This is a genomic window from Cellulomonas sp. PhB150, from assembly GCF_003755175.1.
Lineage (GTDB): Bacteria > Actinomycetota > Actinomycetes > Actinomycetales > Cellulomonadaceae > Cellulomonas.
The window spans coordinates 1-26,010 of sequence record NZ_RKHX01000002.1 but is presented as its reverse complement, the minus strand read 5'-3'; the positions used below and the strand labels follow the sequence as shown (position 1 = coordinate 26,010).

The 26,010-nt window shown below is 74.1% G+C and carries 18 protein-coding genes; 8 read left to right on the top strand and 10 right to left on the bottom strand.

The features are described from left to right. Positions 1-13 precede the first annotated feature (13 nt). Genes EDF34_RS07495 through EDF34_RS07470 form a run of 6 tightly spaced genes read right to left on the bottom strand, consistent with a single transcriptional unit; the run spans position 14 to position 7,342 of the window. Positions 14-1,273: a GNAT family N-acetyltransferase gene (locus EDF34_RS07495; protein WP_123370766.1), complete on the bottom strand. Its 1,260-nt coding sequence runs from the start codon at positions 1,271-1,273 to the stop codon at positions 14-16. Then, positions 1,270-3,630, bottom strand: a complete 2,361-nt coding sequence (ligA, locus tag EDF34_RS07490) for an NAD-dependent DNA ligase LigA (protein ID WP_370450037.1) — start codon at positions 3,628-3,630, stop codon at positions 1,270-1,272. Before ligA ends, EDF34_RS07495 begins: the two co-directional genes overlap by 4 nt. Before the next feature lie 28 nt (positions 3,631-3,658). Next, the gene (locus EDF34_RS07485; protein ID WP_148076592.1) at positions 3,659-4,030 is read right to left on the bottom strand and encodes a hypothetical protein; all 372 of its coding nucleotides are present in this window, start codon (positions 4,028-4,030) and stop codon (positions 3,659-3,661) included. Beyond that, positions 4,027-5,046, bottom strand: a complete 1,020-nt coding sequence (locus EDF34_RS07480) for a hypothetical protein (protein WP_123370763.1) — start codon at positions 5,044-5,046, stop codon at positions 4,027-4,029. Before EDF34_RS07480 ends, EDF34_RS07485 begins: the two co-directional genes overlap by 4 nt. After that, the gene (gene mnmA / locus EDF34_RS07475; RefSeq protein WP_123370762.1) at positions 5,043-6,161 is read right to left on the bottom strand and encodes a tRNA 2-thiouridine(34) synthase MnmA; all 1,119 of its coding nucleotides are present in this window, start codon (positions 6,159-6,161) and stop codon (positions 5,043-5,045) included. The genes EDF34_RS07480 and mnmA overlap by 4 nt, the downstream gene beginning before the upstream one ends. Then, the gene (locus tag EDF34_RS07470; protein ID WP_123370761.1) at positions 6,161-7,342 is read right to left on the bottom strand and encodes a cysteine desulfurase family protein; all 1,182 of its coding nucleotides are present in this window, start codon (positions 7,340-7,342) and stop codon (positions 6,161-6,163) included. The genes mnmA and EDF34_RS07470 overlap by 1 nt, the downstream gene beginning before the upstream one ends. A gap of 70 nt (positions 7,343-7,412) precedes the next feature. Between EDF34_RS07470 and EDF34_RS07465 the strand changes: the two genes are divergently transcribed. Beyond that, positions 7,413-8,402 carry a phosphotransferase family protein gene (locus EDF34_RS07465; protein WP_123370760.1) on the top strand — a complete coding sequence of 330 codons (990 nt, stop codon included), beginning with the start codon at positions 7,413-7,415 and terminating at the stop codon, positions 8,400-8,402. A 1-nt stretch (position 8,403) separates the two neighbouring features. Here the strand turns inward: EDF34_RS07465 and EDF34_RS07460 are convergent, their stop codons facing one another. Together EDF34_RS07460 and EDF34_RS07455 are read right to left on the bottom strand one after the other, a co-directional pair. Next, positions 8,404-9,378, bottom strand: a complete 975-nt coding sequence (locus tag EDF34_RS07460) for an electron transfer flavoprotein subunit alpha/FixB family protein (protein WP_123370759.1) — start codon at positions 9,376-9,378, stop codon at positions 8,404-8,406. A 38-nt stretch (positions 9,379-9,416) separates the two neighbouring features. Then, positions 9,417-10,205, bottom strand: a complete 789-nt coding sequence (locus EDF34_RS07455) for an electron transfer flavoprotein subunit beta/FixA family protein (protein ID WP_123371246.1) — start codon at positions 10,203-10,205, stop codon at positions 9,417-9,419. 115 nt (positions 10,206-10,320) lie between these two features. Here EDF34_RS07455 and glgX point away from each other — a divergent pair, with 115 nt between their 5' ends. The 5 genes from glgX to EDF34_RS07430 all read left to right on the top strand — a co-directional run bounded on the left by glgX (position 10,321) and on the right by EDF34_RS07430 (position 19,805). Next, complete coding sequence (gene glgX, locus EDF34_RS07450) at positions 10,321-12,519, top strand: glycogen debranching protein GlgX (protein ID WP_233575262.1); 2,199 nt, start codon at positions 10,321-10,323, stop codon at positions 12,517-12,519. A 40-nt stretch (positions 12,520-12,559) separates the two neighbouring features. After that, the gene (locus EDF34_RS07445; RefSeq protein ID WP_123370758.1) at positions 12,560-14,218 is read left to right on the top strand and encodes an FAD-binding dehydrogenase; all 1,659 of its coding nucleotides are present in this window, start codon (positions 12,560-12,562) and stop codon (positions 14,216-14,218) included. 570 nt (positions 14,219-14,788) lie between these two features. Further along, a complete protein-coding gene (locus EDF34_RS07440; RefSeq protein WP_123371244.1) occupies positions 14,789-16,783 on the top strand; it encodes an alpha-1,4-glucan--maltose-1-phosphate maltosyltransferase in 1,995 nt (664 codons plus the stop codon). Positions 16,784-16,851: 68 nt separating this feature from the next. After that, entirely contained in the window at positions 16,852-18,561 is a 1,710-nt protein-coding gene (gene treS / locus EDF34_RS07435) for a maltose alpha-D-glucosyltransferase (protein ID WP_233575313.1), read from the top strand. Beyond that, positions 18,558-19,805, top strand: coding sequence for a phosphotransferase (locus EDF34_RS07430; RefSeq protein WP_123370757.1), 1,248 nt, complete (start codon positions 18,558-18,560; stop codon positions 19,803-19,805). Before treS ends, EDF34_RS07430 begins: the two co-directional genes overlap by 4 nt. A gap of 3 nt (positions 19,806-19,808) precedes the next feature. On the opposite strand, the gene EDF34_RS07425 is transcribed toward EDF34_RS07430, so the two are convergent. Continuing rightward, the gene (locus tag EDF34_RS07425; RefSeq protein ID WP_123370756.1) at positions 19,809-20,699 is read right to left on the bottom strand and encodes a carbohydrate kinase; all 891 of its coding nucleotides are present in this window, start codon (positions 20,697-20,699) and stop codon (positions 19,809-19,811) included. Further along, entirely contained in the window at positions 20,696-21,913 is a 1,218-nt protein-coding gene (locus EDF34_RS07420) for an AGE family epimerase/isomerase (protein WP_233575261.1), read from the bottom strand. Before EDF34_RS07420 ends, EDF34_RS07425 begins: the two co-directional genes overlap by 4 nt. A gap of 383 nt (positions 21,914-22,296) precedes the next feature. Between EDF34_RS07420 and EDF34_RS07415 the strand changes: the two genes are divergently transcribed. Both EDF34_RS07415 and glgB read left to right on the top strand, forming a co-directional pair. Further along, entirely contained in the window at positions 22,297-23,337 is a 1,041-nt protein-coding gene (locus tag EDF34_RS07415; RefSeq protein ID WP_233575260.1) for a LacI family DNA-binding transcriptional regulator, read from the top strand. Positions 23,338-23,420: 83 nt separating this feature from the next. After that, on the top strand, positions 23,421-25,628 hold the full coding sequence (gene glgB / locus EDF34_RS07410) for a 1,4-alpha-glucan branching protein GlgB (RefSeq protein ID WP_123370755.1): 2,208 nt from the start codon (positions 23,421-23,423) through the stop codon (positions 25,626-25,628). Positions 25,629-26,010 lie beyond the last annotated feature (382 nt).

The window sequence follows — 26,010 nt, the reverse complement described above, 5'->3', positions numbered from 1 at the left end:
CCGAGCCGACGCGCTAGCAGCCCGGCGTGGGCGGCCCGTCCTCCGCTGCCGCGAGCTCGCGGTAGCGGTACGCGTCGGCGGGCTGGAACCCGAGCCCGGCGTAGAGCCGCGCCGCACCCGCGTTGTGCGCCTCCACCTGCAGGAACACGCGCCGCGCCCCCCGGTTCCGGGCGGCCGCGAGCGCGCGCAGCGTGAGCTCGCGGCCCAGCCCAGCACGCCGCAGGGACGGCTCGACCGCGAGGCTGGACAGCCCGGCCCAGTCCTCGGCGAAGGCCACCCGGATCACCCCGGCGACCCTGCCGTCCACGATCGCCGTGAGGTAGTCGGCCGGCGCGCCGACGAGGACCTGCCGGGCGAGCGCGCGGTCCGCACCGGCCTTCTTCACGCCGAGCCACGCGGTGAGCCACGCGTCGTCGGGCGTCGTGGCGCTGCGGACCTGCAGGTGCGGGCGAGAGGGCTCCGGGGTGCCGGGGCCGAGGTCGCGCACGAGCACGTCGGTGTCGGACGCGATGGCGTACCCCCGGTCCGCCAGCTGCGCCTCGACCCGCTCATCGGACGCGCGCACCCGCACGATCGACGGCAGCCCCGCGCCGGCGTAGATCGCCTCGATCTCGTCGATCGCCGCCGCAGACGTGTCGGACCCGGGCACCGCGCTGTTCGCCCGCCGGGTCACGCCGCCCGACAGCCCGACGCGCCACCCGCCCGGCGTGACCTCCACGCGCGCGGGCGGCCACGTCGCCGACTCGATGAGGGCGCCGGGCGCGTCCGGCGGGGTCCAGGTGTACACGCGCAGGTGGATCTCGACGTGGCCCCAGTCGCGCTGCGGCTGCGCCTCGAAGCCGAGCCGCCCGTACAGCCGCTGCGCGGTCGTCATCGCGTCCAGGGTCGAGAGCACGATCCGTCGTGCGCCCGCGACCACGCACTGGCGCACCGCCGCGCGCATGAGGGCTTCGGCGATCCCTCGGCCGCGCGCCTCGGGGGCGACGGCCAGCATGCGCAGCTCGAGCTCGCCCGGCTCGGCGACCTCGGCGTACGACGTCCCGTGCGGCGCGAGCGTGATCGTCCCGACGACGACGGGAGACCCGTCCGTCGCCTCGACGGTCGCCACCAGCAGCGTCGCCTCGGCCGCACGCCGCTCGGCGTCGCGCAGCTCGCTCGTGTAGTCCTCGTCGGCGTCGACGAGGCGGTCCGCGAGGTAGGCCTCCGCGGTCAGCGCCCCGGCGTCGGCGACCTGCGTCCCGGTCGCGACGGCGATGGCCGGTGCGGCGCTCACGCCGACGCCTCGTCAGCGGCGGCGTCCCCATCGGCTGCGTCAGGGAGCGCCACGCCCGCCGGACCCTCCGCGAGCAGCGCCTCGAACCCCGCCTCGTCCAGGATCCGCAGCCCCAGCTCGCGCGCCTTGGTCTCCTTGGACCCCGCGTTCTCCCCCACCACGACGTAGTCGGTCTTCTTCGAGACGCTCCCGGCCGACTTCCCGCCGCGGGACAGGACCGCTTCCTTGGCCTCGTCGCGGCTGAACCGCTCCAGGCCGCCCGTCACCACGATGGTCAGCCCCTCGAGCGTGCGCTCGCGGCCCTCGACCGCCTCGTCGGCCATCCGCACGCCCGCGGCCCGCCACCGGTCCACGACCTCCGCGTGCCACGGTTCCGCGAACCAGTCGAGGATCGACTGCGCGATCGTCGGCCCGACGCCCTCGACCGCGGCCAGCCGCGCGCCGGCCTCGGGCTCGGCGAGCACGGCCCGCAACGCGTCCATCGAGCGGAACTCCTGCGCGAGCGCCCGCGCGGCCGTCGGACCGACGTTGCGGATGCTCAGCGCGACGATCACGCGCCACAGGTCCTTGGTCTTGGCCAGGTCGAGCTCGTCGAGCAGCGTGCGCGCGGCCTCCGAGGGCCCCCAGTCCGGCAGGTCGCGGCCCTCGTCGGCCGCCTGGGCGCGCTGCGCCTTGGTCCAGGTCAGTCGCCGGCGGAACGGCGTGCGCCGCCGGAGGTTGCCGTCCTCGTCCTCGCGCGGCAGCCCGGTCTCCGGGTCGCGCACGACGACCTCGATCTCGCCGAGCCGGGCCATGCTCGCCTCGCGGACGCGCGCACGCTCGTCGTCGGGCGCGTCCGGGCCGTAGCCCACCAGGTCGAACAGGTCGGCCTCGGTGCGCAGCGGCGGTGTCTCCGGCACGTCGGGCTGCGTGAGCGCCGCGGCGGTCACCTCGCCGAGCGCCTCGATGTCGAGGCCGCCGCGGGAGCCGATGTGCTCCACACGGCCGCGCACCTGCGCGGGGCAGGACTCCGCGTTCGGGCAGCGCAGGTCCACGTCCCCCTCGCGCATGGGTCGCAGCGGCGTGCCGCACTCGGGGCAGTCGACGGGCATGTGCCACTCGACCCGGGGGTAGCCGTCGTCGCGCAGCGCGTCGACCGCGCCGACGATCTCCGGGATCACGTCACCGGCCTTGCGCAGCACGACGACGTCGCCGACCAGCACGCCCTTGACCTTGACGACGTCCTGGTTGTGCAGCGTGGCCTGCCGCACCGTGCTGCCCGAGACGAACACCGGCTCCATCACGGCGAACGGCGTGGCGCGCCCCGTCCGGCCGATGCCGACCTCGATCGCCACGAGCCGCGTGTTCACCTCCTCCGGCGGGTACTTGTACGCGATCGCCCACCGCGGCGCGCGGCTCGTCGAGCCGAGCCGTCGCTGCAGCACGATCTCGTCGATCTTCACCACGATGCCGTCGATCTCGTGCTCGACGTCGTGCCGGTGCTCGCCGTAGTACGCGATCATCTCGCGCACCCCGTCGAGCCCCTCGACCACGCGCGTGTGCCCGGAGACCGGGATCCCCCAGCCGGCGAGCAGGTCGTACACCTGGGACTGCCGCTCGACGGTCGTGCCCGACCCCGCGGGCCAGCGCAGCGCGCCGATGCCGTGCGCGTACATCCGCAGGTCCCGGCCCGCCGTGACGCGCGGGTCCTTCTGACGCAGCGAGCCGGCGGCCGCGTTGCGCGGGTTGGCGAACGGGCTGCGGCCGGCCGCGACCTGCGCCTCGTTGAGGGCCGTGAACGCCTCGACGGGGAAGAACACCTCGCCGCGGACCTCGATGAGGTCGGGGTGGGTGGCGGGGTCCCCCGCCAGCTCGTGCGGGATCGTGGAGATGGTCCGGACGTTGAGCGTCACGTCCTCGCCGGTCCGGCCGTCCCCGCGGGTCGCGGCGCGCACGAGGCGGCCCTTCTCGTAGAGGAGCGCGATCGCGAGGCCGTCGATCTTGAGCTCGCACAGGTAGTGCAGCGGGTCGGACGTCTCGAGGTCGCGGTGCGCGCGGTCCGCCCACGTGCCGATCTCCTCGGCGGAGAAGGCGTTGTCCAGCGAGAGCATGCGCTCGACGTGGTCGACCGACGTGAACTCGGTGGAGAACGTGCCGCCCACGCGCTGCGTCGGGGACTCCGGCGTGCGCAGCCCCGGGTGGGCGTCCTCGAGCGCCTGCAGCTCGCGCAGCCGCTCGTCGTACTGGGCGTCCGACGACGTCGGCGCGTCGCTGATGTAGTACGCGAACTGGTCCGCCTCGATCAGGTCGGCCAGCTCGGTCCACCTCCGCCGGGCGTCCGCCGGGATCTCCACCTCGTTCGCGTCACTCACCCGCACATCATCGCGCGGACCGCCCACAGCCGCGTCAGGCCCGGGCGCGGCGCCGGGAGAGCACGAGCAGCGTGATCGTCCCGGCGGCGCCTGCCACGAGCAGGACCATGGCGACGGTGACGAGCGTGCTCGAGGTGTCGGCCACCACGATGTCCTCCTGCACCCCGTCGACCACCCACGAGCACACCGACGCGGGCGGCATGATCTCGTAGTGCACGCTCGCCTGCTGCAGCGGGCCGTCGGTCGCGCCGAACGCCACGAGGCACGGCGTGTCGCCCGCGTCGGTCGCGGCGATCGTCGTCTTCGCGACGTTCGTCCACGCGGCCACGAGGAGCACGAGCCCGACGATCGCCGCGGCCGTCGACACCAGCATCAGGACAGCCCTGCGCACGGCGGGGTTGCTCACGTCTCGCTCCGTTCGGTCACCAGCCGCGCGCAGCGCACGGCACCGGCGAGCGCCGCACGGGCGTCGTCGGGAGAGGCAGCGGCCGGCGGGTCGCCGGCCAGGATCACCACGTCGCGCAGGCCGGCGGCCGGCAGGCCGACCGATCGCCACGGACGCGTCACGGTATCGGCCTGGCCGACGACGTCCGGCCCGGCGCACTGCGAGGACGCCTGCGGCGGCACCTCGGCCCACAGCCGCAGCCCGCCCTCGACGGTCTCCGCGACGCGCTCCCAGCCCGGCTCGCCGAGCCCGGCGACCGCGAGCGCGACGGCATCCGCACCCGACGAGCGCAGCGCGGGGAGCGACGACCACGCCGTGCCGCCGTGCACCGCGACCGTCGAGGCACCACCGGAACGCGCGCCGGCGACCACCGCGGACAGCCGCTCGCCGGCGACGGGCCCGGGCACGCGGCGCAGGGCGGAGTAGCCGGAGAACGTCGGCAGGACGCCCGCGAGCACCTGCGCGAGCAGCGGCTCGTGCACCAGCACCTGCACGTCCGCTCCGGGGACGGCCCGGCGCACCGCAGCGAGGTGCTCGCCGATGCCGGCGGCGAGCGACTCGGCGAGCTCGTGCACCGCTCCCGCGTCGGCGAGCACGCGGTCGCCGCGCGCGAGGTACAGCGACGCGGCGAGCGTCAGGGGCCCGAGCACGGGCACGAGCAGCGGCCCGACGTAGCCGTGCGCGGCGACGGCGAGCGCGTCGAGGTCCTCCCGGGCGTAGGCCTGGGCGCGGCCGAGGTCACCGCCGGGCCGGTCGGCCAGCTTCCAGCCGTGCGGGCCGAGCTCCGTGGGCAGCTCGACGAGGACCGCGGCGGCCTGGCCGACGCGGTCGCCCCACGGCCCGCGTGCGGGCAGCGTGGGCGTGAAGGGCAGGCCGACGACCTCGTCGGGCAGGTCGGTGAGGTCGCCGACGACGACGGACGCGGCCTCGAGGGCGTCCGACCCGGGCCACCGGCCCGCGCCGCTGACGCCGGTCACCGCTCCGCCGGGGGCGCCGCCGCAGCGGTCGCGACCGAGTCGCGCCGCGCCGCGGTCACCGTCGCCTGGCCGAGCACGCGCGTCCCGTCGAACAGCACCAGCGACTGCCCCGGCGCGACACCGCGCAGGCCGTCGACGAGGGTCACCTCGACGGACTCCCCCGTCACGCGCGCACGCGCGGCGACCGGGACGCCGTGCGCACGCACCTGGACCGAGCAGTCGAGCTCGGCCCCGGGTGCCCCGAACCACACGGCCCGGTCGGCGGTGACGACGTCCACGAGCAGCTCGTCGGCCGACCCCACGACCACCCGGTTGCCCACGGGCTCGATGGACAGCACGTACCGCGGCCTGCCGTCCGCCGCCGGGCGGCCCAGTGCGAGGCCGCGCCGCTGCCCGACCGTGTACGCGTAGGCGCCGTCGTGCTCGCCGACCACCTCGCCGGCGCTGTCGACGATCTCGCCGGGCTGCGACCCGAGCCGCGCACGCAGGAAGCCCTGGGTGTCGCCGTCGGCCACGAAGCAGATGTCGTAGGAGTCGGGCTTGGCCGAGACCGACAGCCCGCGGGCGGCCGCCTCGGCGCGGGTGACGTCCTTGGACGCCACGTCGCCGAGGGGGAACATCGAGCGCGCGAGCCGCTCGGGTCCCATCACGGCGAGCACGTAGGACTGGTCCTTGGCCGCGTCGAGCGCGCGGTGCAGCTCACGCGTCCCGTCGTCGTGCACGACGACGCGCGCGTAGTGGCCGGTGCACACGGCGTCGAACCCGAGCGCCACCGCCTTGTCGAGCAGCGCCGCGAACTTGATGTGCTCGTTGCAGCGCACGCAGGGGTTGGGGGTGCGACCCGCCTCGTACTCGGACAGGAAGTCGGCGACGACGGTCTGCTCGAACTGCTCGGACAGGTCCCACACGTAGTACGGGATGCCGAGCACGTCGGCCGCGCGACGCGCGTCACCCGCGTCCTCGATCGAGCAGCACCCGCGCGAGCCCGTGCGGAACTGGTCACGGGTGCGGGACAGCGCCATGTGGACGCCGACGACGTCGTGGCCGGCGTCGACCGCGCGCGCGGCGGCGACGGCCGAGTCGACCCCGCCGGACAGGGCGGCCAGGACGCGCATCAGCGCACCCCCGCCAGGCCCGCGGCGCGAGCCCGCTCGACGACGGCCGGCAGCGTGGCGACCAGCGCGGCGACGTCGTCGGCCGACGAGGTGTGGCCGAGCGAGAACCGCAGCGCGCCGCGCGCGTCGTGCTCGTCGACCCCCATCGCGAGCAGGACGTGCGACGGGCGCGGCACCCCGGCCTGGCACGCCGAGCCCGTGGACGCCTCGATGCCCGCGGAGTCGAGCAGGTAGAGCAGCGAGTCCCCCTCGCAGCCCGGGAACGTGAAGTGGGCGTTGAAGGGGAGGCGGCGCGCGGTGTCGGCCGGGCCGCGCAGCTCCGCGTCCGGCACGGCCGCGAGGACGCCGGCGACGAGCTCGTCGCGCAGCGCCGCGACGCGGGGCGCCTGGACGGGGCGCGAGGCGACGGCCTCGTCGACCGCCGCCGCGAACGAGACCAGCAGGGCGGCGTCCAGCGTGCCGGACCGCACGCCGCGCTCCTGCCCGCCACCGTGCTGCACGGGCATGAGGTCCAGGCCACGCCGGGCGAGCAGCGCGCCCGTGCCGCCCGGGCCGCCGACCTTGTGCCCGCTGACCGTCATCGCGTCGAGCCCGGAGGCCACGAAGTCCACGGGCACCTGCCCCACGGCCTGCACGGCGTCGGCGTGCACGGGCACGCCGTACCGGCGGGCCAGCGAGACGACCTCGTCGAGCGGCTGCAGCGCGCCGACCTCGTTGTTCGCCCACATCACCGACAGCAGCGCGGCCTGCTCGCCGTGCGCCTCCAGCTCGTCGCGCAGCGCGTCGACGTCGAGCACGCCGTCGGAGTCGACCGGCAGGAGGACGAGCTCGGCACCGGTGTGCTCGGCCATCCAGAAGGCGGGGTCCAGGACGGCGTGGTGCTCGACGGCCGAGACGAGGATGCGCCGACGGGCCGGGTCCTGCCGCTTCCGGGCCCAGAACAGGCCCTTGACCGCGAGGTTGTCCGCCTCCGTGCCGCCACTGGTCCACAGCACGTCCGAGGGTCGCGCGCCGAGTGCTGCCGCGAGGGACTCGCGCGACTCCTCGACCACGCGACGGGCCGCCCGGCCGGAGCCGTGCAGCGACGAGGGATTGCCCGTGCGGGTCATCTCGTCGGTCAGCGCGCGGACCGCGCCCGGCAGCATGGGCGTGGTCGCCGCATGGTCCAGGTAGACGGTCACGGCGCCAAGTCTACGAACTGGAGCGGACTGTCCCCGCACGCACCCCCTGCGACCTGGCAGGATGTGCGCCGTGAGTGCCGACGACGTCATCGCGTTGCCGGTCGCGTTCAGCGGGCAGAGGCTCGACTGGCGCGACCTGCCCCGGCACGTCCGCGCGCGCATCGCCGAGCTCGCCGGCGCTCAGGTCACCGCCGAGATCAGCGCCACGAGCGGCTTCTCCCCGGGGTTCGCCGCGGTCCTGGAGCTCGCCGACGGTCGGGGCGTCTTCGTCAAGGCGGTCTCCAGCGCGGAGAACCCCGTCTCGCCGGACCTGGCACGCGCCGAGGCGCGCGTCGCGTCGTGCCTGCCCCCGCAGGTCCCGGCTCCCCGGCTGCAGTGGTCCTCCGACGACGGCGACTGGGTGATCCTGGGCTTCGACGTCGTGCCCGGTCGCTCGCCGGAGCTGCCCTGGGTGCCCGACGAGCTGACCGCCGTGCTCGACGCCGTCGCACGCCTGGCCGACGCGGAGCCGCTGCCCGGCCACACGCTGCCGCGCACCGACGACCAGCTCGCCGAGGACTTCACCGGCTGGCGCAAGATCGCCGCGATGGACGACGCCGAGCAGGCCCGCGGCGAGGAGGCCGGCGGCGAGGTCGGCCGCTGGTCGCGCCAGAACCTCGAGCACCTGCAGCGCTGCGAGCAGGAGGCCCTGCGCGCCATCTCGGGCGACGGCCTCGTGCACGGCGACCTGCGCGCCGACAACGTGCTCATCGACCCCGACCACCACCGGGTCTGGCTGATCGACTGGCCGCACGCGAGCGTGGGCGCGCCGTGGCTCGACCTCGCGTTCATGCTGCCGAGCGTGACGCTGCAGGGCGGCGGGGACCCGGCGACGATCTTCCGCGCCCAGCCCGCGTCCGAGGGCGTGTCCGACGACGAGCTGCGCGCGGGCCTGGCCGGGCTCGCGGGCTACTTCGTCTGGAGCTCGCTGCAGCCGGCGCCGCCCGGGATCCCGAACCTGCGCCGGTTCCAGGCCGCGCAGGGCATGGCGACCGTGCGCTGGTTCCGCGAGCTGACCTGAGTCAGCCGCGCTGCGCGCGCAGCGCCTGCGTGAGCTGAGGAAGCACCGCGTTGAGGTCCCCGACGATGCCGAAGTCGGCGATCTCGAAGATCGGCGCGTCGGGGTCGGAGTTGATCGCGACGATCGTGCCCGAGGCCTGCATGCCGCCGCGGTGGTGCACGGCACCGGAGACGCCCACGCCGATGTAGAGCCGCGGGGAGATCGTCACGCCGGTCTGGCCGATCTGGGCGTCGTGGCCGATCCAGCCCTCGTCCGTGGCCACGCGCGTCGCGCCGACCGCTCCGCCGAGGACGTCGGCGAGCTCCTCGACGAGCGTGAAGTCGCCCTCCGTGCCACGGCCCCCGGCCACGACCACGTGCGCGCTGCCCAGGTCGGGCCGGCCGCTCGCGGGGCGCTCGGTGCGCTCCACGAGGCTGACCCGGCGCGCGGCGGCGCTGGCCGTGACCGCGTGGTCGACGACGTCGGGGATGCCGCCGCCCTCGGCCGGCGAGACCGCGACCGAGTTGGCCTTGAGCGTCACGACCGCCAGCGGCGTGGTGATCGCGCAGCGCGTGCTCCAGGTGCCCGCGAACACGGTCTTGCTCGCCACGAGCCGGCCGTCCTCGACGACCAGGCCGTCGGCGTCGGTGACCACGCCGGCGCCGGTGAGGACCGCGAGCCGCGCCGCGACCTCCTTGTTCTCGAACGTCGAGGTCACCAGCAGCACCCCCGCGCCGGTCACGTCGAGCAGGCTCGCGACCGCCTCGGCCAGCACGGCCGACAGGTGCACGTCGGCGTCGGCGGTGAGCCGGTGCACGCGCGAGACCCCCAGCGCACCGAGGTCCGCGAGCGTCTCGGCGTCGGGCTCCGCGCCGTCAGCGGCCCACACGCCGTGGATCGCGCCGCCGAGCCCGCGAGCGAGCGTGACGAGCTCGCGCACAGGGGCCCGCAGGGTGCCGTCGGCGGTGTGGTCGAGCAGGACCAGGGAGTCGGTCACGTGTCGCGTCCTCAGATCTCGTGGTGCGGGGAAGCCGGTCAGGCGAGCTGGTTCTCGACGAGGTACGCGGCGAGCTGCGTGCCCGCGTCTCCCTGGTCGTTGATGAGCACACGGTTCTCGCGCGCCGGCCGGGCGGCCGCCTCGACCACCGCGGTGCGCGCCCCGGCCGCGCCGACGTCCGCGGGCGAGAGTCCCAGGTCCGCGAGCGAGAGCGTGGTGACCGGCTTCTTGCGGGCGGCCATGATGCCCTTGAAGTTCGGGTAGCGCGGCTCGTTGGCCTGGTCGGTGACCGAGACCAGCGCGGGCAGCGAGGCCTGGAGGACCTCGGTCGCGTGGTCCAGGTTGCGGCGCACCGTCACGGTGCCCCCGTCGACCGTGACCTCCGCCGCGAGCGGCAGCGCGGGCACGTCGAGCAGGGCCGCGAGCGCGGTCGGGAGCAGCGACGTCAGCCCGTCGAGCCCCGCCATGCCCGTGACGACGAGGTCGACGGGCGTCTCGATGCCGAGGTGCGTGATCGCCGCGGCGAGGACGCGGGCGGTCCCGACGACGTCGGAGCCGGCGATCGCGTCGTCGACCACGTGGACGGCCTCGTCGGCGCCCATCTGCAGACCCTTGCGGACCGCGTCGACGGCGTCGTCAGGCCCGACCGTCAGCGCGACGACCTCGCCACCGGCGGCCTCCGCGAGCGCGAGGGCGGCCTCGAGGGCGTTCTCGTCGAGCTCGTTGAGGGTGCCGTCACCTCCGTCGCGCACCACGTACCCGGACTCACCGAGGGTGCGGTCCGACTGGATGTCCGGGACGTGCTTGACGCAGACGACGATTCTCACGTCCGGAACGTTACCCGCGGGCGGGCCGTCCGTGGTGCCGTGCTCGCCTGGCGGAACCGGGCGACATGCGGCGACGCGAAACATCTGCGTCGCACGCGTCCTTCATGATGTTGCCGTGACCACCCCCCGCCCCCACCGCCGACCCCCGCAGCTCGGGGTCCACGTGACCGACGACGGCGTCGTCGTCGCCGTGCTGGCCACGCACGCCCACGCCGTCGACCTGTGCCTGTTCGCCGAGGACGGCACCGAGCGCCGCGTCCGGCTCGACGGCCCCGCGCAGGGACTGTTCTGGGCCGACGTGCCCGGCGTGCGGCCAGGGCAGCGCTACGGCTTCCGCGTGCACGGCGTGTGGGACCCGGTCGCGGGCCTGCGCCACAATCCCGCCAAGCTGCTCGTCGACCCCTACGCGCGCGGGCTGGTCGGCGACATGACGTACGGCCCCGAGACGTACGGGCACGTGGTGGCCGACGACCTGAGCGGTGACCCCTACGGGCCGGCCGACGAGCGCGACTCCGCCGGCTTCGTGCCGTACTCCGTCGTCGTCGACACCCGCGCGCTGCCCGGCCCCGACCCGGCCGCCAACCGGCCCTGGGTGCCGTGGGACCGCACGGTCGTCTACGAGGCGCACGTGCGCGGCCTGACCATGCTGCACGAGCAGGTCCCGCCCGAGCTGCGCGGCACCTACGCGGGCCTCGCCCACCCGGCGGTCGTCGACCACCTGCGACGCCTGGGCGTCACGACGCTCGAGCTGCTCCCGATCCACGCCGTGGCCACCGAGCCGCACCTGATCGACAAGGGCCTGACGAACTACTGGGGCTACTCGACCCTCGGCTTCTTCGCCCCGCACGCCGGGTACGCCACCGCCGCCGCGCAGGCCGCCGGCCCCGCCGCGGTGCTCGCCGAGGTGCGCGGCGCCGTTCACGCGTTGCACGAGGCGGGCATCGAGGTGCTGCTCGACGTCGTCTACAACCACACGAACGAGGGCGGGCTGCCCGGCCAGCACGTCTCGTGGCGCGGGCTCGACCCGACGATGTACTACGTGCACGACGGCGGCGTCCCGGCCGCGCTGGCGGACGTGACCGGGACCGGCAACACGCTCGACTTCCGGCGCAGCGCCGTGGTCCGGATGACCCTCGACTCGCTGCGGTACTGGGCGAACGAGGTGGGCGTCGACGGGTTCCGGTTCGACCTGGCGGTCACCCTCGCGCGCGACTCGGACGGCTTCACGCCCGACCACCCGCTGCTCGTGGCGGCCGCCGCGTCGCCGAGCCTGCACGGCCTCAAGCTCGTCGCCGAGCCGTGGGACATCGGCCCGGGTGGGTGGCGCACGGGCCAGTTCCCGCTGCCGTTCGGCGAGTGGAACGACCGCTTCCGCAACGCCTCGCGCTCGTTCTGGCTCGCGGACCCGTCCCGCGCGGCCCACGGCCTGCCGGGCCACCGGGTCCGCGACCTCGCCACCCGGCTGTCCGGCTCGGTCGACCTGTTCGGCCACAGCGACCCGCCGCTGGTGCGCGGCCCCGTCGCGTCGATCAACTTCGTCACGGCGCACGACGGCTTCACGCTCGCCGACCTGGTCTCCTACGACCACAAGCACAACAGCGCCAACGGCGAGAACAACCGCGACGGCAGCGACGACAACCGCTCGTGGAACCACGGCGTGGAGGGGCCGGTCAACCCCGACTCCCCCGCGGCGGACATCGCGCCCCTGCGCCGTCGGTCGATCCGCAACCTGTTCGCCACGCTGGCGCTGGCCGCGGGCACGCCTATGATCACGGCGGGCGACGAGATGGGCCGCACGCAGCGCGGCAACAACAACGCCTACTGCCAGGACAACGAGATCTCCTGGATGAGCTGGGACCTGAGCGAGAGCCGGCAGGACCTGCTCGCGACCTCGCGCTGGCTGCTCGCGCTGCGTCGCGACCACCCGGCGCTGCGCTCGCCGCGGTTCTACACCGGCCGCCCCGCGGCGGCCGGCCAGCGCCCGGACCTCGCGTGGTTCGACGCCACCAGCACGGCCTTCGACCACGCCCGCTGGCACGACTCGTCGATCCGCACGCTGCAGATGCTGCGCGCGTGGTGCGAGCCCGGCGAGCCGCAGGACGTCGTGCTCCTGGTCATCAACGGTTCGCTCGAGCCGGTCGACGTCACGCTCTCGGGCCAGCCGGGCGACCGGTGGCTGCTCGCGTGGGACTCCGTCTGGGAGCACCCGTCCGAGCAGCGAGCGGCCGCGATCGCGGGTGCCCTGCACGCCGCGGTGGGCGAGGTGGCCGCGCTCGAGCCGCTCAGCATGCGGGTCTACCTGCTCGCGTCGTGATCCTTCCTGGACGGGCGTCCAACGCGTAGGGTGCCGTCGCATGACGCACTCCCACGATGTCGTGGTCGTCGGCGCCGGCCTCGCCGGCCTGGTCGCCACCGCCGAGCTCACCGCGGCCGGCCACCACGTGACCCTGCTCGACGCGGAGCCCGCGGCGTCGCTCGGCGGCCAGGCGTTCTGGTCGTTCGGCGGGCTGTTCCTGGTCGACTCCCCCGAGCAGCGCCGCCTGAAGATCCGCGACAGCGCAGAGCTCGCGCTCGCGGACTGGTTCGGATCGGCGGACTTCGCCGACGACGGCAGCGATCGCTGGGGCCGGGCGTGGGCCGAGGGCTTCGTCGACTTCGCCGCGGGAGACATGCGCGCGTGGCTGCACGGGCAGGGCGTGCGCTGGTTCCCGCTGGTGCAGTGGCCCGAGCGCGGCGGCTACCTCGCCGACGGGCACGGCAACTCGGTGCCGCGGTTCCACGTCACGTGGGGCACCGGCCCGGGCGTGCTCGAGCCGTTCGTGCGCGCGCTGCTCGACGCGCGTTCCGCCGGGCTCGTCGACGTCCACTTCCGGCACCGGGTCACGTCGCTCGTCACCACGGACGGACGCGTCACAGGGGTGCGCGGAGACGTCCTGGCCCCCGACGACGTGGCGCGCGCCGAGCGCTCGTCGCGAGAGGTCGTCGCACCCTTCGAGCTCGCTGCGGCGCACGTCGTGCTGGCGACCGGCGGCGTGGGCGCCAACCACGAGCTCGTGCGGTCGCTGTGGCCCTCGTCGGCCGGACGCCTGCCTGAGCGCATGCTGTCCGGCGTCCCCGACCACGTCGACGGCTCCGGCATCGAGGCGGCCCGCTCAGCCGGCGCGGCCGTCGTCCACGAGGACCGGATGTGGCACTACCCCGAGGGCGTCACCGACCACACGCCCGTGTGGTCGCAGCACGGGATCCGGATCCTGCCCGGGCCGTCCTCGCTGTGGCTCGACGCCGACGGCCACCGGCTGCCGGTGCCGCTGTTCCCCGGCTTCGACTCCCTGGGTGCGCTCCAGCACATCACCGGCCGGGGTGACGACCACTCGTGGTTCGTCCTCGACAAGACGATCCTCGGCACGGAGTTCGCGCTGTCCGGCTCGGAGCAGAACCCGGACCTGACCGGCCGCAGCATCCCCCAGCTCCTGCAGCGCGTGCTGCCCGGCGCGGTCGGGCCCGTCGAGACGTTCGCGCAGAAGTCCGACGAGTTCCTCTCGGCCGACACCCCGCACGAGCTCGCCGCGAAGATGAATGCCCTGTCGGGCTCGTCGCGCATCGACGGCGACGCGCTCGAGGCGCTGATCGTCGCCCGCGACCGCCAGATCGAGACCGGGCTGGGCAAGGACCTGCAGGTCATCGCCACGGCACGGGCCCGCGAGTACGTCGTGGACAAGCTCATCCGCGTCGCCAAGCCGCACCGCCTGCTCGACCCCGCGCACGGGCCGCTGCTCGCGGTGCGCCTGTCCGTGCTCACGCGCAAGACCCTCGGCGGCCTGCACACGGACCTCGAGGGCCGCGTGCTGCGCGCCGACGGCGAGGTCCTGCCGGGCCTGTGGGCGGTCGGCGAGGCGTCCGGCTTCGGCGGCGGCGGGGTGCACGGTCACCGCGCCCTGGAGGGCACGTTCCTGGGCGGCTGCCTCTTCACCGGCCGCACCACAGGCCGCGCCCTCGCCTCCACCCTGACCTAACCCCCCCCTCTCCCCACCCCCCACCCCTCACTCCCCGCGAGTGCTACCCCTACCCGTCCAGCGCGCCCGAAACGAGGGGCGCACTGGATGCGCAAGGGGCGCACTCGCGGGAGGTCGGGCGTGGGGAGGGGTGCGGGCGGGCCGTGGACGTCGGGCGTCGGGACGCGTTGCGGATGCTGGGTGGGTGCCCCTGCGGATAGGTTCGGGACTGTGACGACTCCCCCCGCGAGCCCCGGCCGCGGCCACCGCTCGAACGGCCGCCGCCAGCCCGCAGCCACCAGCCCCGCAACCCCGACCGTTGCCGCCGCCGACGCACGTGTCGGCGCACCGCCTGCCTCCGCGGCAGACGTCGTCGTGCCCGTCGCTGCGGCGACGTCGCCCGACGAGCAGGCGCGCGTGACCGCCCGGGTCGATCCGCCCTCGCGCAAGGCGAAGCGGGCCGCCGAGTCCGTCGAGCCCACGCGGCCGACGACGACCCCGGCCGCACCGGAGCCGGCCGCCGGAGCGCGCGTACCGGCGGCACAAGCACAGGCACAGGCACCGGCCCCTGCTCCGGCCGGGTCCGCGGACGTGACGCCGACCCACGCCCCCATCGGCCGCATCCCGGTCGTCGACGTCGCCCCGGTCGCGGAGGCCGGCCGCTTCCCCGCGAAGGCCGTCGTCGGCGAGGCCTTCCCGGTCCACGCCACGGTCTTCCGCGAGGGCCACGACGCGGTCGCGGCGACGGCCGTGCTGGTCGCGCCGGACGGCACGGACCACTCGAGCGCGCCGATGGTCGACATCGCGCCAGGGCTCGACCGCTACGAGGCACGCCTCGTCCCCGACCGCGTGGGCCGCTGGTCGTTCCGGGTCGAGGGCTGGTCCGACCCGTGGGCCACCTGGGTCCACGACGCGACCATCAAGATCGCCGCCGGCATCGACGTCGAGCTCATGCTGGCCGAGGGCGCGATCCTGCTCGCCCGCGCCGCCGCCCGGGAGACGATGCCGGTCGAGGACGCCGCGACCCTGCGCTACGCCGAGGCCCGGCTGCACGACATCCACCTGTCCCCCGAGCAGCGCCTCGACGCCGCGCTCGCGGACCGGGTCCGCAGCGCGCTGGCCCGCACGCCGCTGCGTGACCAGGTCAGCGCCTCGCCGCACTACCCGCTGGTCGTCGAGCGCACGCTCGCGCTGGCAGGCTCCTGGTACGAGCTGTTCCCCCGCTCGCACGGCGCGCGGTACGACGAGTACGCCGGGCGCTGGATCTCGGGCACGCTGCGCACCGCGGCCGACGAGCTGCCGCGCATCGCCGGGATGGGCTTCGACGTCGTCTACCTCACCCCGATCCACCCGATCGGCTCGTCGAACCGCAAGGGACGCAACAACTCGCTGCTCACCGAGCCGGGTGACCCGGGCTCGCCGTACGCGATCGGCTCGGCCGACGGCGGTCACGACGCGATCGAGCCCACCCTCGGCACGTTCGACGACTTCGACGCGTTCGTCGCCCGCGCGCGCGAGCTGCGCATGGAGGTCGCGCTCGACCTCGCGCTGCAGTGCTCGCCCGACCACCCGTGGGTCACCGAGCACCCCGAGTGGTTCACGACGAGGGCGGACGGCACGATCGCCTACGCCGAGAACCCGCCGAAGAAGTACCAGGACATCTACCCGCTGAACTTCGACAACGACCCCGCCGGGATCGCGGCCGAGATCCGCCGGGTGCTGCAGGTCTGGATCGACCACGGCGTGACGCTGTTCCGCGTCGACAACCCGCACACCAAGCCGCTCGACTTCTGGCAGTGGCTGCTCGCGGACGTCGCCAAGGACCACCCGGAGGTCATCTTCCTGTCCGAGGCGTTCACGCGCCCCGCGATGATGGCCACGCTCGCCAAGATCGGCTTCCACCAGTCCTACACGTACTTCACGTGGCGGAACGAGAAGGAGGAGATCGAGGAGTACCTCGAGGAGGTCTCCGGCGAGTCCGGCGCGTGGATGCGTCCGAGCTTCTGGCCGACGACCCACGACATCCTGCCGCCGTACCTGCAGGCGTCCGGCGGCCGCGGGTTCGCGGTCCGCGCGGTCCTCGCCGCGACCGGCAGCCCCACGTGGGGCATCTACTCGGGCTACGAGCTCGTCGAGAACGTGCCCCGGCCCGGCGTCGAGGAGCAGATCGACAACGAGAAGTACGAGTTCAAGCCGCGCGACTGGTCGCAGGCCGAGCACCTCGGCATCGCGCTGCTGCTCGGCAACCTCAACGCCATCCGCCGTGGCCACCCCGCGCTGCGCCAGCTGCGCAACCTGCGGGTGCACCCGACGAGCGACGACGCGACGGTCGCCTTCTCCAAGCACCTGTCGGCCGAGCACTCCCCGACGGGCCGGGCGGACACCGTCCTCGTCGTCGTGAACCTCGACCCGTGGAACACGCGCGCCGGCACGGTCGAGATCGACCTGGCGGGCCTCGGCCTGCCCGAGCAGGTCACCGCGCGCGACCTGCTCACGCACGAGGAGTGGACGTGGGGCTCGACCGCGTTCGTCCGACTCGACCCCGCCGAGCGACCCGCCCACGTCCTGGCGTTGGAGGCACCGTGACCATCGAGCCCCAGGCGCGCACCGCGCCGCTGCCCCGTGTCCGTGAGCCCGCGCCCACCACGGCGCAGATCACGCTGCCGCCGAGCCGCCAGCCGCAGGTCCCTGCCGTCGGCGCCGGCGGGTTGTCCGACGACCCCGAGTGGTACCGCAAGGCGGTCTTCTACGAGGTCATGCTGCGCTGCTTCTCGGACGCGTCCGGCAACGGCAGCGGCGACCTGCGCGGCCTGATCAACCGGCTCGACTACCTGCAGTGGCTGGGCATCGACTGTCTGTGGCTGCCGCCGTTCTACCCGAGCCCGCTGCGCGACGGTGGCTACGACGTCGCCGACTACACGGCCGTCGCCGCCCAGTACGGCACGATCGCGGAGTTCACCGAGCTCATCGAGGAGGCGCACGCGCGCGGGATGCGCCTGGTCGTCGACCTCGTCATGAACCACACCAGCGACCAGCACCCGTGGTTCCAGGCGTCGCGCTCGGACCCCGAGGGTCCGTACGGCGACTTCTACGTCTGGTCCGACGAGAGCACGCGGTACCAGGACGCGCGCATCATCTTCGTCGACACCGAGACGTCCAACTGGACGTTCGACCCCGTGCGCCGCCAGTACTTCTGGCACCGATTCTTCAGCCACCAGCCCGACCTCAACTTCGACAACCCGCGGGTGGTCGACGCGATGCTCGACGTGGGCCGGTTCTGGCTCAACCTCGGTGTCGACGGCTTCCGCCTCGACGCGGTGCCGTACCTGTTCGAGGCCGAGGGCACCAACTGCGAGAACCTGCCCGAGACGCACGCGTTCCTGCGCAAGGTCCGTCGCATGCTGGACGACGAGTACCCGGGCCGCATCATGCTCGCCGAGGCGAACCAGTGGCCCGAGGAGGTCGTGCACTACTTCGGCTCCGAGGAGGAGCCGGAGTGCCACATGTGCTTCCACTTCCCCGTGATGCCGCGGATCTTCTACTCGATCCGTGACCAGAAGGCCGCACCGATCGTCGACATCATGGCCGACACGCCCGCCATCCCCCGCGGCGGCCAGTGGAGCACGTTCCTGCGCAACCACGACGAGCTCACGCTCGAGATGGTCTCCACCGAGGAGCGCGCCTCGATGTACGGCTGGTTCGCGCCGGACTCCCGGATGCGTGCCAACGTCGGCATCCGCCGCCGCCTCGCCCCGCTGCTCGACAACTCGCGCAAGGAGATCGAGCTCGCGCACGCCCTCCTGCTGAGCCTCCCGGGCAGCCCGTGCCTGTACTACGGCGACGAGATCGGCATGGGCGACAACATCTGGCTGCCGGACCGCGACGCGGTGCGCACCCCGATGCAGTGGACCCCGGACCGCAACGCCGGCTTCTCGACGGCCGACCCGGGCAAGCTCTACCTGCCGCTGGTCCAGTCGCTCGTCTACCACTACGGCCACACGAACGTGGAGGCCCAGCTGGCACAGCCGACGAGCCTGCTGCACTGGGTGCGCGGCATGCTCACGGTCCGGCGTGCACACCCCGCGCTCGGCATGGGCGAGGTCGAGTTCCTGGACTGCGACAACGAGTCGGTGCTCGCGTTCCGGCGCTACACCGACGACGAGTCGCTGCTGGTCCTGGCCAACCTCGCCTCGACCGCCCGGCACGCCACGGTCAAGCTCCCCGAGCACGCCGGCCGCCCGTTGCGCGACGTCTTCGGCGGCGCCCAGTTCGGGATCGTCGGCGAGGACGGCACGGCCACCTTCACGCTCGGCTCGCGCGAGTTCTTCTGGCTCGCCCTCGAGGACGCGCCGGAGCTCGGATGACGATCGCCGCACAGCCCGCGACGCCGCTGGACGAGGCGCTGCTCGAGGTCCTCGCGCCCTGGCTCCCCGCGCGCCGCTGGTTCCCCGCCAAGGGCGCAGCCGCCGCACTCACGCTCACGGGCGTGCTCCCGCTGGCCGACGAGGTCCGCATCCTGCTGGTCCGCGCGCGGGCCGGCTCGATCGACGCCCTCCTGCAGGTGCCCGTCGTGCTCGGGCCGGGCACGGGCGAGGTCATCGGCACGCTCGACGACCAGGACGTGCGCGACGGAGCGGCCGACCCGGCGTTCCTGCGCGCCTGGCTCGCCGCGGCCGACGGGCCGGGGACCGATGCTGACCCGGACGCCGCCCGGATGATCACCGGCGAGCAGTCGAACACGTCGGTGATCCTGGGTGACACGGCGATCCTCAAGGTCCTGCGCGCCCTGCAGCCGGGCGAGAACCCGGACGTCGACGTCCCGCGCCACCTCGTGGATCACGGCTGGACGCACGTGCCCGCCCCGCTGGCCTGGCTCGAGGGCGAGTGGTTCGACGCCGACGGGACGTCGCGCCGCGGCTACCTCGGGGCGCTGAGCACGTTCGTCTCGGGAGCCGAGGACGGCTTCGAGCTCGCGTGCGCGTACGCCGGGCGGGGTGAGTCCTTCGCGGACCTGGCCCGGGACCTCGGCACCGTGACGGCGACGATGCACACGGCGCTCGCCGCCGCCTTCCCCCGGCTCGACGCTCCCGACGGGCCGGCCCTGGTCGCCGACGGGATCGCCCAGCGACTCGCGTGGGCCACCTCCGCGGTCCCGCAGCTCGCGGCGTACGCACCGGGCGTCGAGCGTGTCCTGGCCGAGGTGCGCGCCCTGCCGGCAACGCCGCCGCGCCAGCGCGTGCACGGCGACCTGCACCTGGGCCAGGTCCTGCGGGCGCGCGACGCGTGGTTCATCACCGACTTCGAGGGCGAGCCGCTCGCCCCGCTCGACCAGCGCACCAAGCCCGACCTGGCCGTGCGCGACCTGGCCGGGCTGCTCCGCTCGATCGACTACGCCGCGGCGGTCGGCGGCCTGACCGGCGACGCCGCCGCTGCCTGGACCGACGAAGCGCGCGACGCCCTGCGCGCCGGGTACGCCTCGACGGACGGCGAGGTGCTCACGCGAGCGCTCGAGCTGGACAAGACCCTCTACGAGGCGGTCTACGAGTCCCGCAACCGGCCGACGTGGCTGCCCATCCCGATGGCCGCGCTGGACCGCTTGGCCGGGTAGGGATCAGTCGAGCTCGTCAGCCCGCGGCGGGTTCGCCCCGCTGCGGGACACGGTGATCGCAGCCGCCCGGGCAGCGCGCCCGAGGATCTGGTTGAGCACCTCGCCGTCGATCGCGCGCAGGGCCTCCCGGTCCCCCGCGACGCCCGCACCGATGAGGCCGTCGATGAGCGCGCCCATGAACGTGTCGCCCGCGCCGACGGTGTCGACCACGTCAACCTTCGGGGCTTCCACCCACGCGAACGAGGCCCGCCGGAAGACGGATGCGCCCTTGCCGCCGCGGGTCACGACGACCATCGTGGGGCCGAGGTCCAGCAAGGCCTCAACGGTGAGGGACTCGTCGCGGTCCGGGAAGAACCACGCGAGGTCCTCGTCGCTGACCTTCACCACGTCCGCGAGCGCGACGAGCTCGCACACCCGCGCCGCGGCCTCGGCCGGGTCGCCCATGAGCGCCGGCCGCGCGTTGGGGTCGTACGTGACGGTCGTCGTCGGCCGCACGCGCGCGACCAGGTCCGCGACCTGCCGGCCACCCGGGTCCAGCACCGCCGAGATCGAGCCGATGTGCAGCACGTCGGCCGGTGCGGGCTCGACGTCGCCGAGGTCCCAGGACAGGTCGAACTCGTAGCTGGCCGCCCCGGTCGCGTCGAGCGTGGCCGCGGCGGTCGACGTCCGCTCGGCGGGGACGACCTCGACCTCGACGTGCGACTCCTCGAGCCAGGTGCGGATCACCGCGCCGCGCTCGTCGTCGCCGAACGACGTGAGCAGCCGGGGTGCGCGCCCGAGGCGACCGAGCGTCAGCGCGACGTTGGCCGGGCTCCCACCCGGGTGCTCGACGACCGTGCCGTCGGCGCGCCGGACGATGTCGACGAGCGCCTCGCCGACCACGAGGACGCTCATGCGAGCAGCCCGTCCGCGACGGCCTTGCCGATCGCTGGCGCGAGCGGCAGGCGCGGGATGAGCACGGACTGCACCGCGTGGTAGAGGTCGGCCTTGCCGGGCCAGACGGTCGAGGCCGGGCGGTTGTCCGCGTCGAGCTGGTGGTGCCACGAGCCCTTCTCGCGGTCCAGCACGTACTGCTCGGCGTAGTCCCACCAGCGGCGGTAGTCGTCGGCGAACCGCGTCTCGCCGGTGCGGCGGTACAGCGCCGCCGCGGCCGCGGTGGCCTCGGCGATCACCCAGTGCATCCGGTCGTGCACCACGGGCGCGCCCGACCAGTCGGTCGTGTAGACGAACCCCGGGGCCCCGTCGGCCGCCCAGCCGTCGGCGACCGCGCGGTCGAACAGGGCCGCGGCCCCGGCCAGCCCGCCGCCCGGCACCTCCGCGCCCGCGGCCTCGACGTGCAGCAGCAGCCGCGCCCACTCCAGGCCGTGCCCGATCGTCGCGCCGTACGGCTTGAACTTGTCGCCGGGCTTGTCGGCGTTGAGCTCGGGCTGCGGCACCCAGTGCGCGTCGTAGTGCTCGGGGATGCGCCAGCCGTTCGAGCCCGCGTGCGCCACGACGTTCGTCGTGATCCGGGCCGCACGGTCGAGCCACGCCCCGTCACCGGTCACGTCGTACGCGGCGAGCATCGCCTCGACCGAGTGCATGTTGCCGTTGACGCCGCGGTAGGGGTCGACGGTGGTGAACCCGCGGTCCCAGGCGTCGACGCACATCCCTGCCTCGTCGTCCCAGAACCGGGTCAGCAGCGTCGCGAGCGCCTCGTCGAGCAGCGCGCGCCCGCCGGGCAGCCCGGCGAGCGTCGCGGTGGATGCCGCGAGGACGACGAACGCGTGGTCGTAGCAGGCCTTCGTGCCCTCGTCGCGGCCCGGGCCGGCGTCGGCGAACCAGCCGCCGTGCTCGTCGTCGTGCAGCGGACCCGTCAGCCCGGCGAGCGCCGCCTCGGCGATCGCCGCGGCGCCCGGGACGCCCAGCAGCGCGGCCAGCGAGTACACGTGGGTGGTCCGCGCCGTGATCCAGGTCTGGACCGGCTGCGACCCGTCGGGGTGCCCGTCGTCGTCGAGCCACGCGGCACCGCCTCCCGGGGCGGGCAGCTCCCGCCCGAAGTCGAGCAGGCGGACGAGCTCGCGCCCCAGCCAGTCGCGGTGGGTGGGCAGGTCGGGCCAGGCGATCACGCGTCTCCTCCAGGTGCCTGCGAGCCGGCCGCGGCCGGCGCGTGCGGTGCTCGGTTGCGGTGCTCGGTTGGGAGCTCGGTTGGGAGCTCGTTGGTGCTCGGTTGCGGTGCTCGGTTGCGATGCTCGATCGGGGTGCTCGATTGCCCTGCTCAGAACGGTGCTCGTGCGTCACGCCGGGCGGCAGTGGGCGAGCTCCGCCACCCCGGCGTCGCGACTACCCCGGCCGCCGTGGCCGGATGACATCGCTGACATGAGCATACCGGGACCCCGCTGCGGCGTCTGCTGACGAGCCCAGCTCCCGCCTGCCGAGCGCCTGCCGAGCCCCGGCCGGGCGCCAGCGGGGCACCAGCCGGGCGCCTGCCGGGCGCTGCTAGGGTGCGCCCGTGGTGACCCGACCCCCGGCCGACGACGCCCCCCGCACCGCGTCGTCCACCGTCCGAGCGACCCTCGCGGACGTCGCCCGCCTCGCCGGAGTCAGCGCGAAGACCGTCTCGCGCGTCGTAACCGACACGGACACGGTCGCCCCCGCCACCCGGGCGCGCGTGGAGGCGGCCGTCGCCGAGCTGCGGTTCCGGCCCAACTTCCTGGCCCGCGACCTGCGCCACGGCGCCGTCTCCAAGACCGTCGGCTTCGTGATGGGCGACATCACGAACCCGTTCTACTTCGAGCTCGGCGCCGGGATGGAGCGCGAGCTGCACCGCGTCGGCCTGACGATGGTGCTCACCGCCACGGAGGACGACCCCGCGGCTGAGGAGCGCGTCGTCGGCTCCCTGCTGGCGCAGCGGGTCCGCGCTCTCGTCGTCGTCCCGATCGCGGGCGACCAGGCCTACCTCGAGCACGAGCGCAGCCTGGGCACCCCGATCGTGTGCGTCGACCGTCCCCCGACGGGCCTGCACGTGGACACGGTCCTGCTGCAGAACCGGGCCGGCGCCGCCGCGGCCGTCGACGCGCTGACCGCCATCGGGCACCGCCGCATCGCCTACGTCGGCAGCCCCGGCGACCTCTACACGAACCGCGAGCGGCTGGCCGGCTACCGCGAGGCGCTCGCCCGCGTCGGCGTCCACGACACCGCGCACTGGGAACGCACCGACGGCGACGGCCGTGACTTCGAGGCCGCGATCCACGACGTGCTGCACCAGGCCGACGCGCCGACCGCGGTCCTGACGGGGAACAACCGCGCGAGCGCGGCCCTGCTGCGGGCCGTGGGGACCGACCGGAGCGACCTCGCGTACGTCGGTTTCGACGACTTCGACCTCGCGGACGTCCTCGGCTTCAGCGTCGTCGCCTACGACATGCGCGAGTTCGGCCGGCTCGCGGCGCAGTGCGTCCTCGACCGCCTGGACCAGCCCGACGCACCCACCCGGGCGATCGAGGTGCCCGTCCACCTGGTCCCGCGCGGCTCCGGCGAGCGTCCGCCGGCCTGATCTCGGCGCCGACGTGCAGGAACGCCCCGCTCCCGCGGCGCGCTGGCGGTGCACGGGAACGCCGTCAGTGGTTGGGTAGTGCAATGAGCCCGGCCGCATCACCCCCGGTCCCCGTCGACTCCGACACCCTTCGAACCGTCGCCCACGGTGCGTGGTTCGACCCCCACGCAGTCCTCGGCCCACACGTGGGCGAGGCCGGGGTCACGATCCGCACCGTCAAGCCGATGGCGGACGCCGTCGCGGTGCGCACGGCGACGGGGCGATACGACCTCACGCACGAGCAGGACGGCGTCTGGGTGGTGGTGCTGCCCGGCACCACCGTCCCGGACTACCGCCTCGAGGTCACCTACGGCGAGACCACCACGACGGCCGACGACCCCTACCGCTTCCTGCCCACGGTCCAGGAGCTCGACCGCCACCTCATCCGCGAGGGCCGGCACGAGCAGCTGTGGACGGTGCTCGGCGCGAACGTGCACTCCTACCCAGGTGAGCTCGGCGAGGTCCACGGCACGTCGTTCGCCGTGTGGGCGCCGAACGCCCGCGCCGTGCGCGTGATCGGCGACTTCAACTACTGGCAGGGCGCGACGCACGCGATGCGATCGCTCGGCGAGAGCGGCGTCTGGGAGCTGTTCATCCCGGGTGTCGTGGCGGGCACGCGGTACAAGTTCGAGATCCTCGCGCACGACGGGTCATGGCGTCAGAAGGCCGACCCCATGGCGCGTGGCACCGAGATCCCGCCCGCCACCGGCTCCGTCGTCGTCGAGTCCGCGTTCACGTGGTCGGACGACGCCTGGATCGAGGCCCGCAGCGCCCGGGACCCGCACACCGAGGCCCTCAGCGCGTACGAGGTCCACCTGGGCTCGTGGCGCGAGGGGCTCTCCTACCGCGACCTCGCCCACCAGCTGACCGAGTACGTCCTCGAAATGGGCTTCACGCACGTCGAGTTCCTCCCCGTCGCCGAGCACCCGTACGGGCCGTCGTGGGGCTACCAGGTCACGTCGTACTTCGCTCCGAGCTCGCGGTTCGGGCACCCCGACGACCTGCGCTACCTGATCGACACGCTGCACCGCGCCGGCATCGGCGTCATCGTCGACTGGGTCCCGGGACACTTCCCCAAGGACGAGTGGGCCCTCGCGCAGTTCGACGGCACCGCACTGTACGAGCACCCGGACCCGCTGCTCGGCGAGCAGCCCGACTGGGGCACGTACGTCTTCAACTTCGGCCGTTCCGAGGTCCGCAACTTCCTCGTCGCGAACGCCACGTTCTGGCTCGAGGAGTTCCACGTCGACGCGCTGCGCGTGGACGCCGTCGCCTCGATGCTCTACCTCGACTACTCGCGCAAGGAGGGCCAGTGGCGGCCGAACCGCTACGGCGGCCGCGAGAACCTCGACGCGATCTCCTTCCTCCAGGAGGCCAACGCCACCGCCTACCGCCGCACCCCCGGCACGATGATGATCGCCGAGGAGTCCACCGCCTGGCCCGGCGTCACGGCGCCCACGGACTACAACGGGCTCGGCTTCGGGCTCAAGTGGAACATGGGCTGGATGAACGACACCCTGCGCTACATGGCGGAGGAGCCGGTGCACCGCCGGTACCACCACGGGGAGATCACCTTCTCGATGGTCTACGCCTACTCGGAGCGCTACATCCTGCCGATCAGCCACGACGAGGTCGTGCACGGCAAGGGCTCGCTGTACGGCCGCATGCCCGGTGACCACTGGCAGAAGCTCGCCGGCGTCCGCACGCTGCTCGCCTACCAGTGGACCCACCCGGGCAAGCAGCTGCTGTTCATGGGCCAGGAGTTCGCGCAGCAGAACGAGTGGACCGAGTCGCACGGCCTCGAGTGGTGGGCCCTCGACGACCCCGGCCACCAGGGCGTGCAGCGCGCGCTCAAGGACCTCAACGCTGTCTATCGGGCGACACCCGCGCTCTGGCAGCTCGACCACTCCTCCGAGGGTTTCGAGTGGATCGACTCGGACGACGCGGACCGCAACACGCTCGCCTACATCCGCCGCGGCGTGGACACGCCCGACGTCGTCGTGGTCGTGAACTTTGCGGGCACGCCGCACGAGAACTACCGCCTGGCCCTGCCACAGGGCGGCCGCTGGACCGAGGCGTACAACTCCGACGCCGAGCTCTACGGCGGCTCGGGAGTCGGCAACCTGGGCGCCATCGACGCCCTTCCCGACCCCCACTACGGACGGCCCTACTCGGCATCGGTGCGCATTCCGCCCCTGGGCGCGGTCATCTTCGTCGCGCCGACGGCCGCACCGGGCCCGGACCTCTTCTGACGCGTTCCCCGCGCCATCCCGGGCGCTGACAGTTCCACGACGGCCAAGAGACGACGGCGGGCTCACCTGCATCCACGCAGGTGAGCCCGTCTTTGCACCGCGGCGCCGGCCGCGTGCACGGCCTTCGCCGCCCGAGTGCACCGCCCTCGCCTGCCGCCACTGCTACCCATCCTGCTCGAGTGCGCCCGTTGTTTCGGGCGCACTCGCACGGCAAGGGCCGCGCCCGGCGCTGGGATCGGGCGCTTGAAGTGGCCGGCGGTACGGCGTTCGCCTGTGCGCATTGTGTCGGGGAAACAGAAAGAGCCACCCCCGAAGGGGTGGCTCTTTGCTGAATGATGTCCGGCGGCGTCCTACTCTCCCACACCCTGGCGAGTGCAGTACC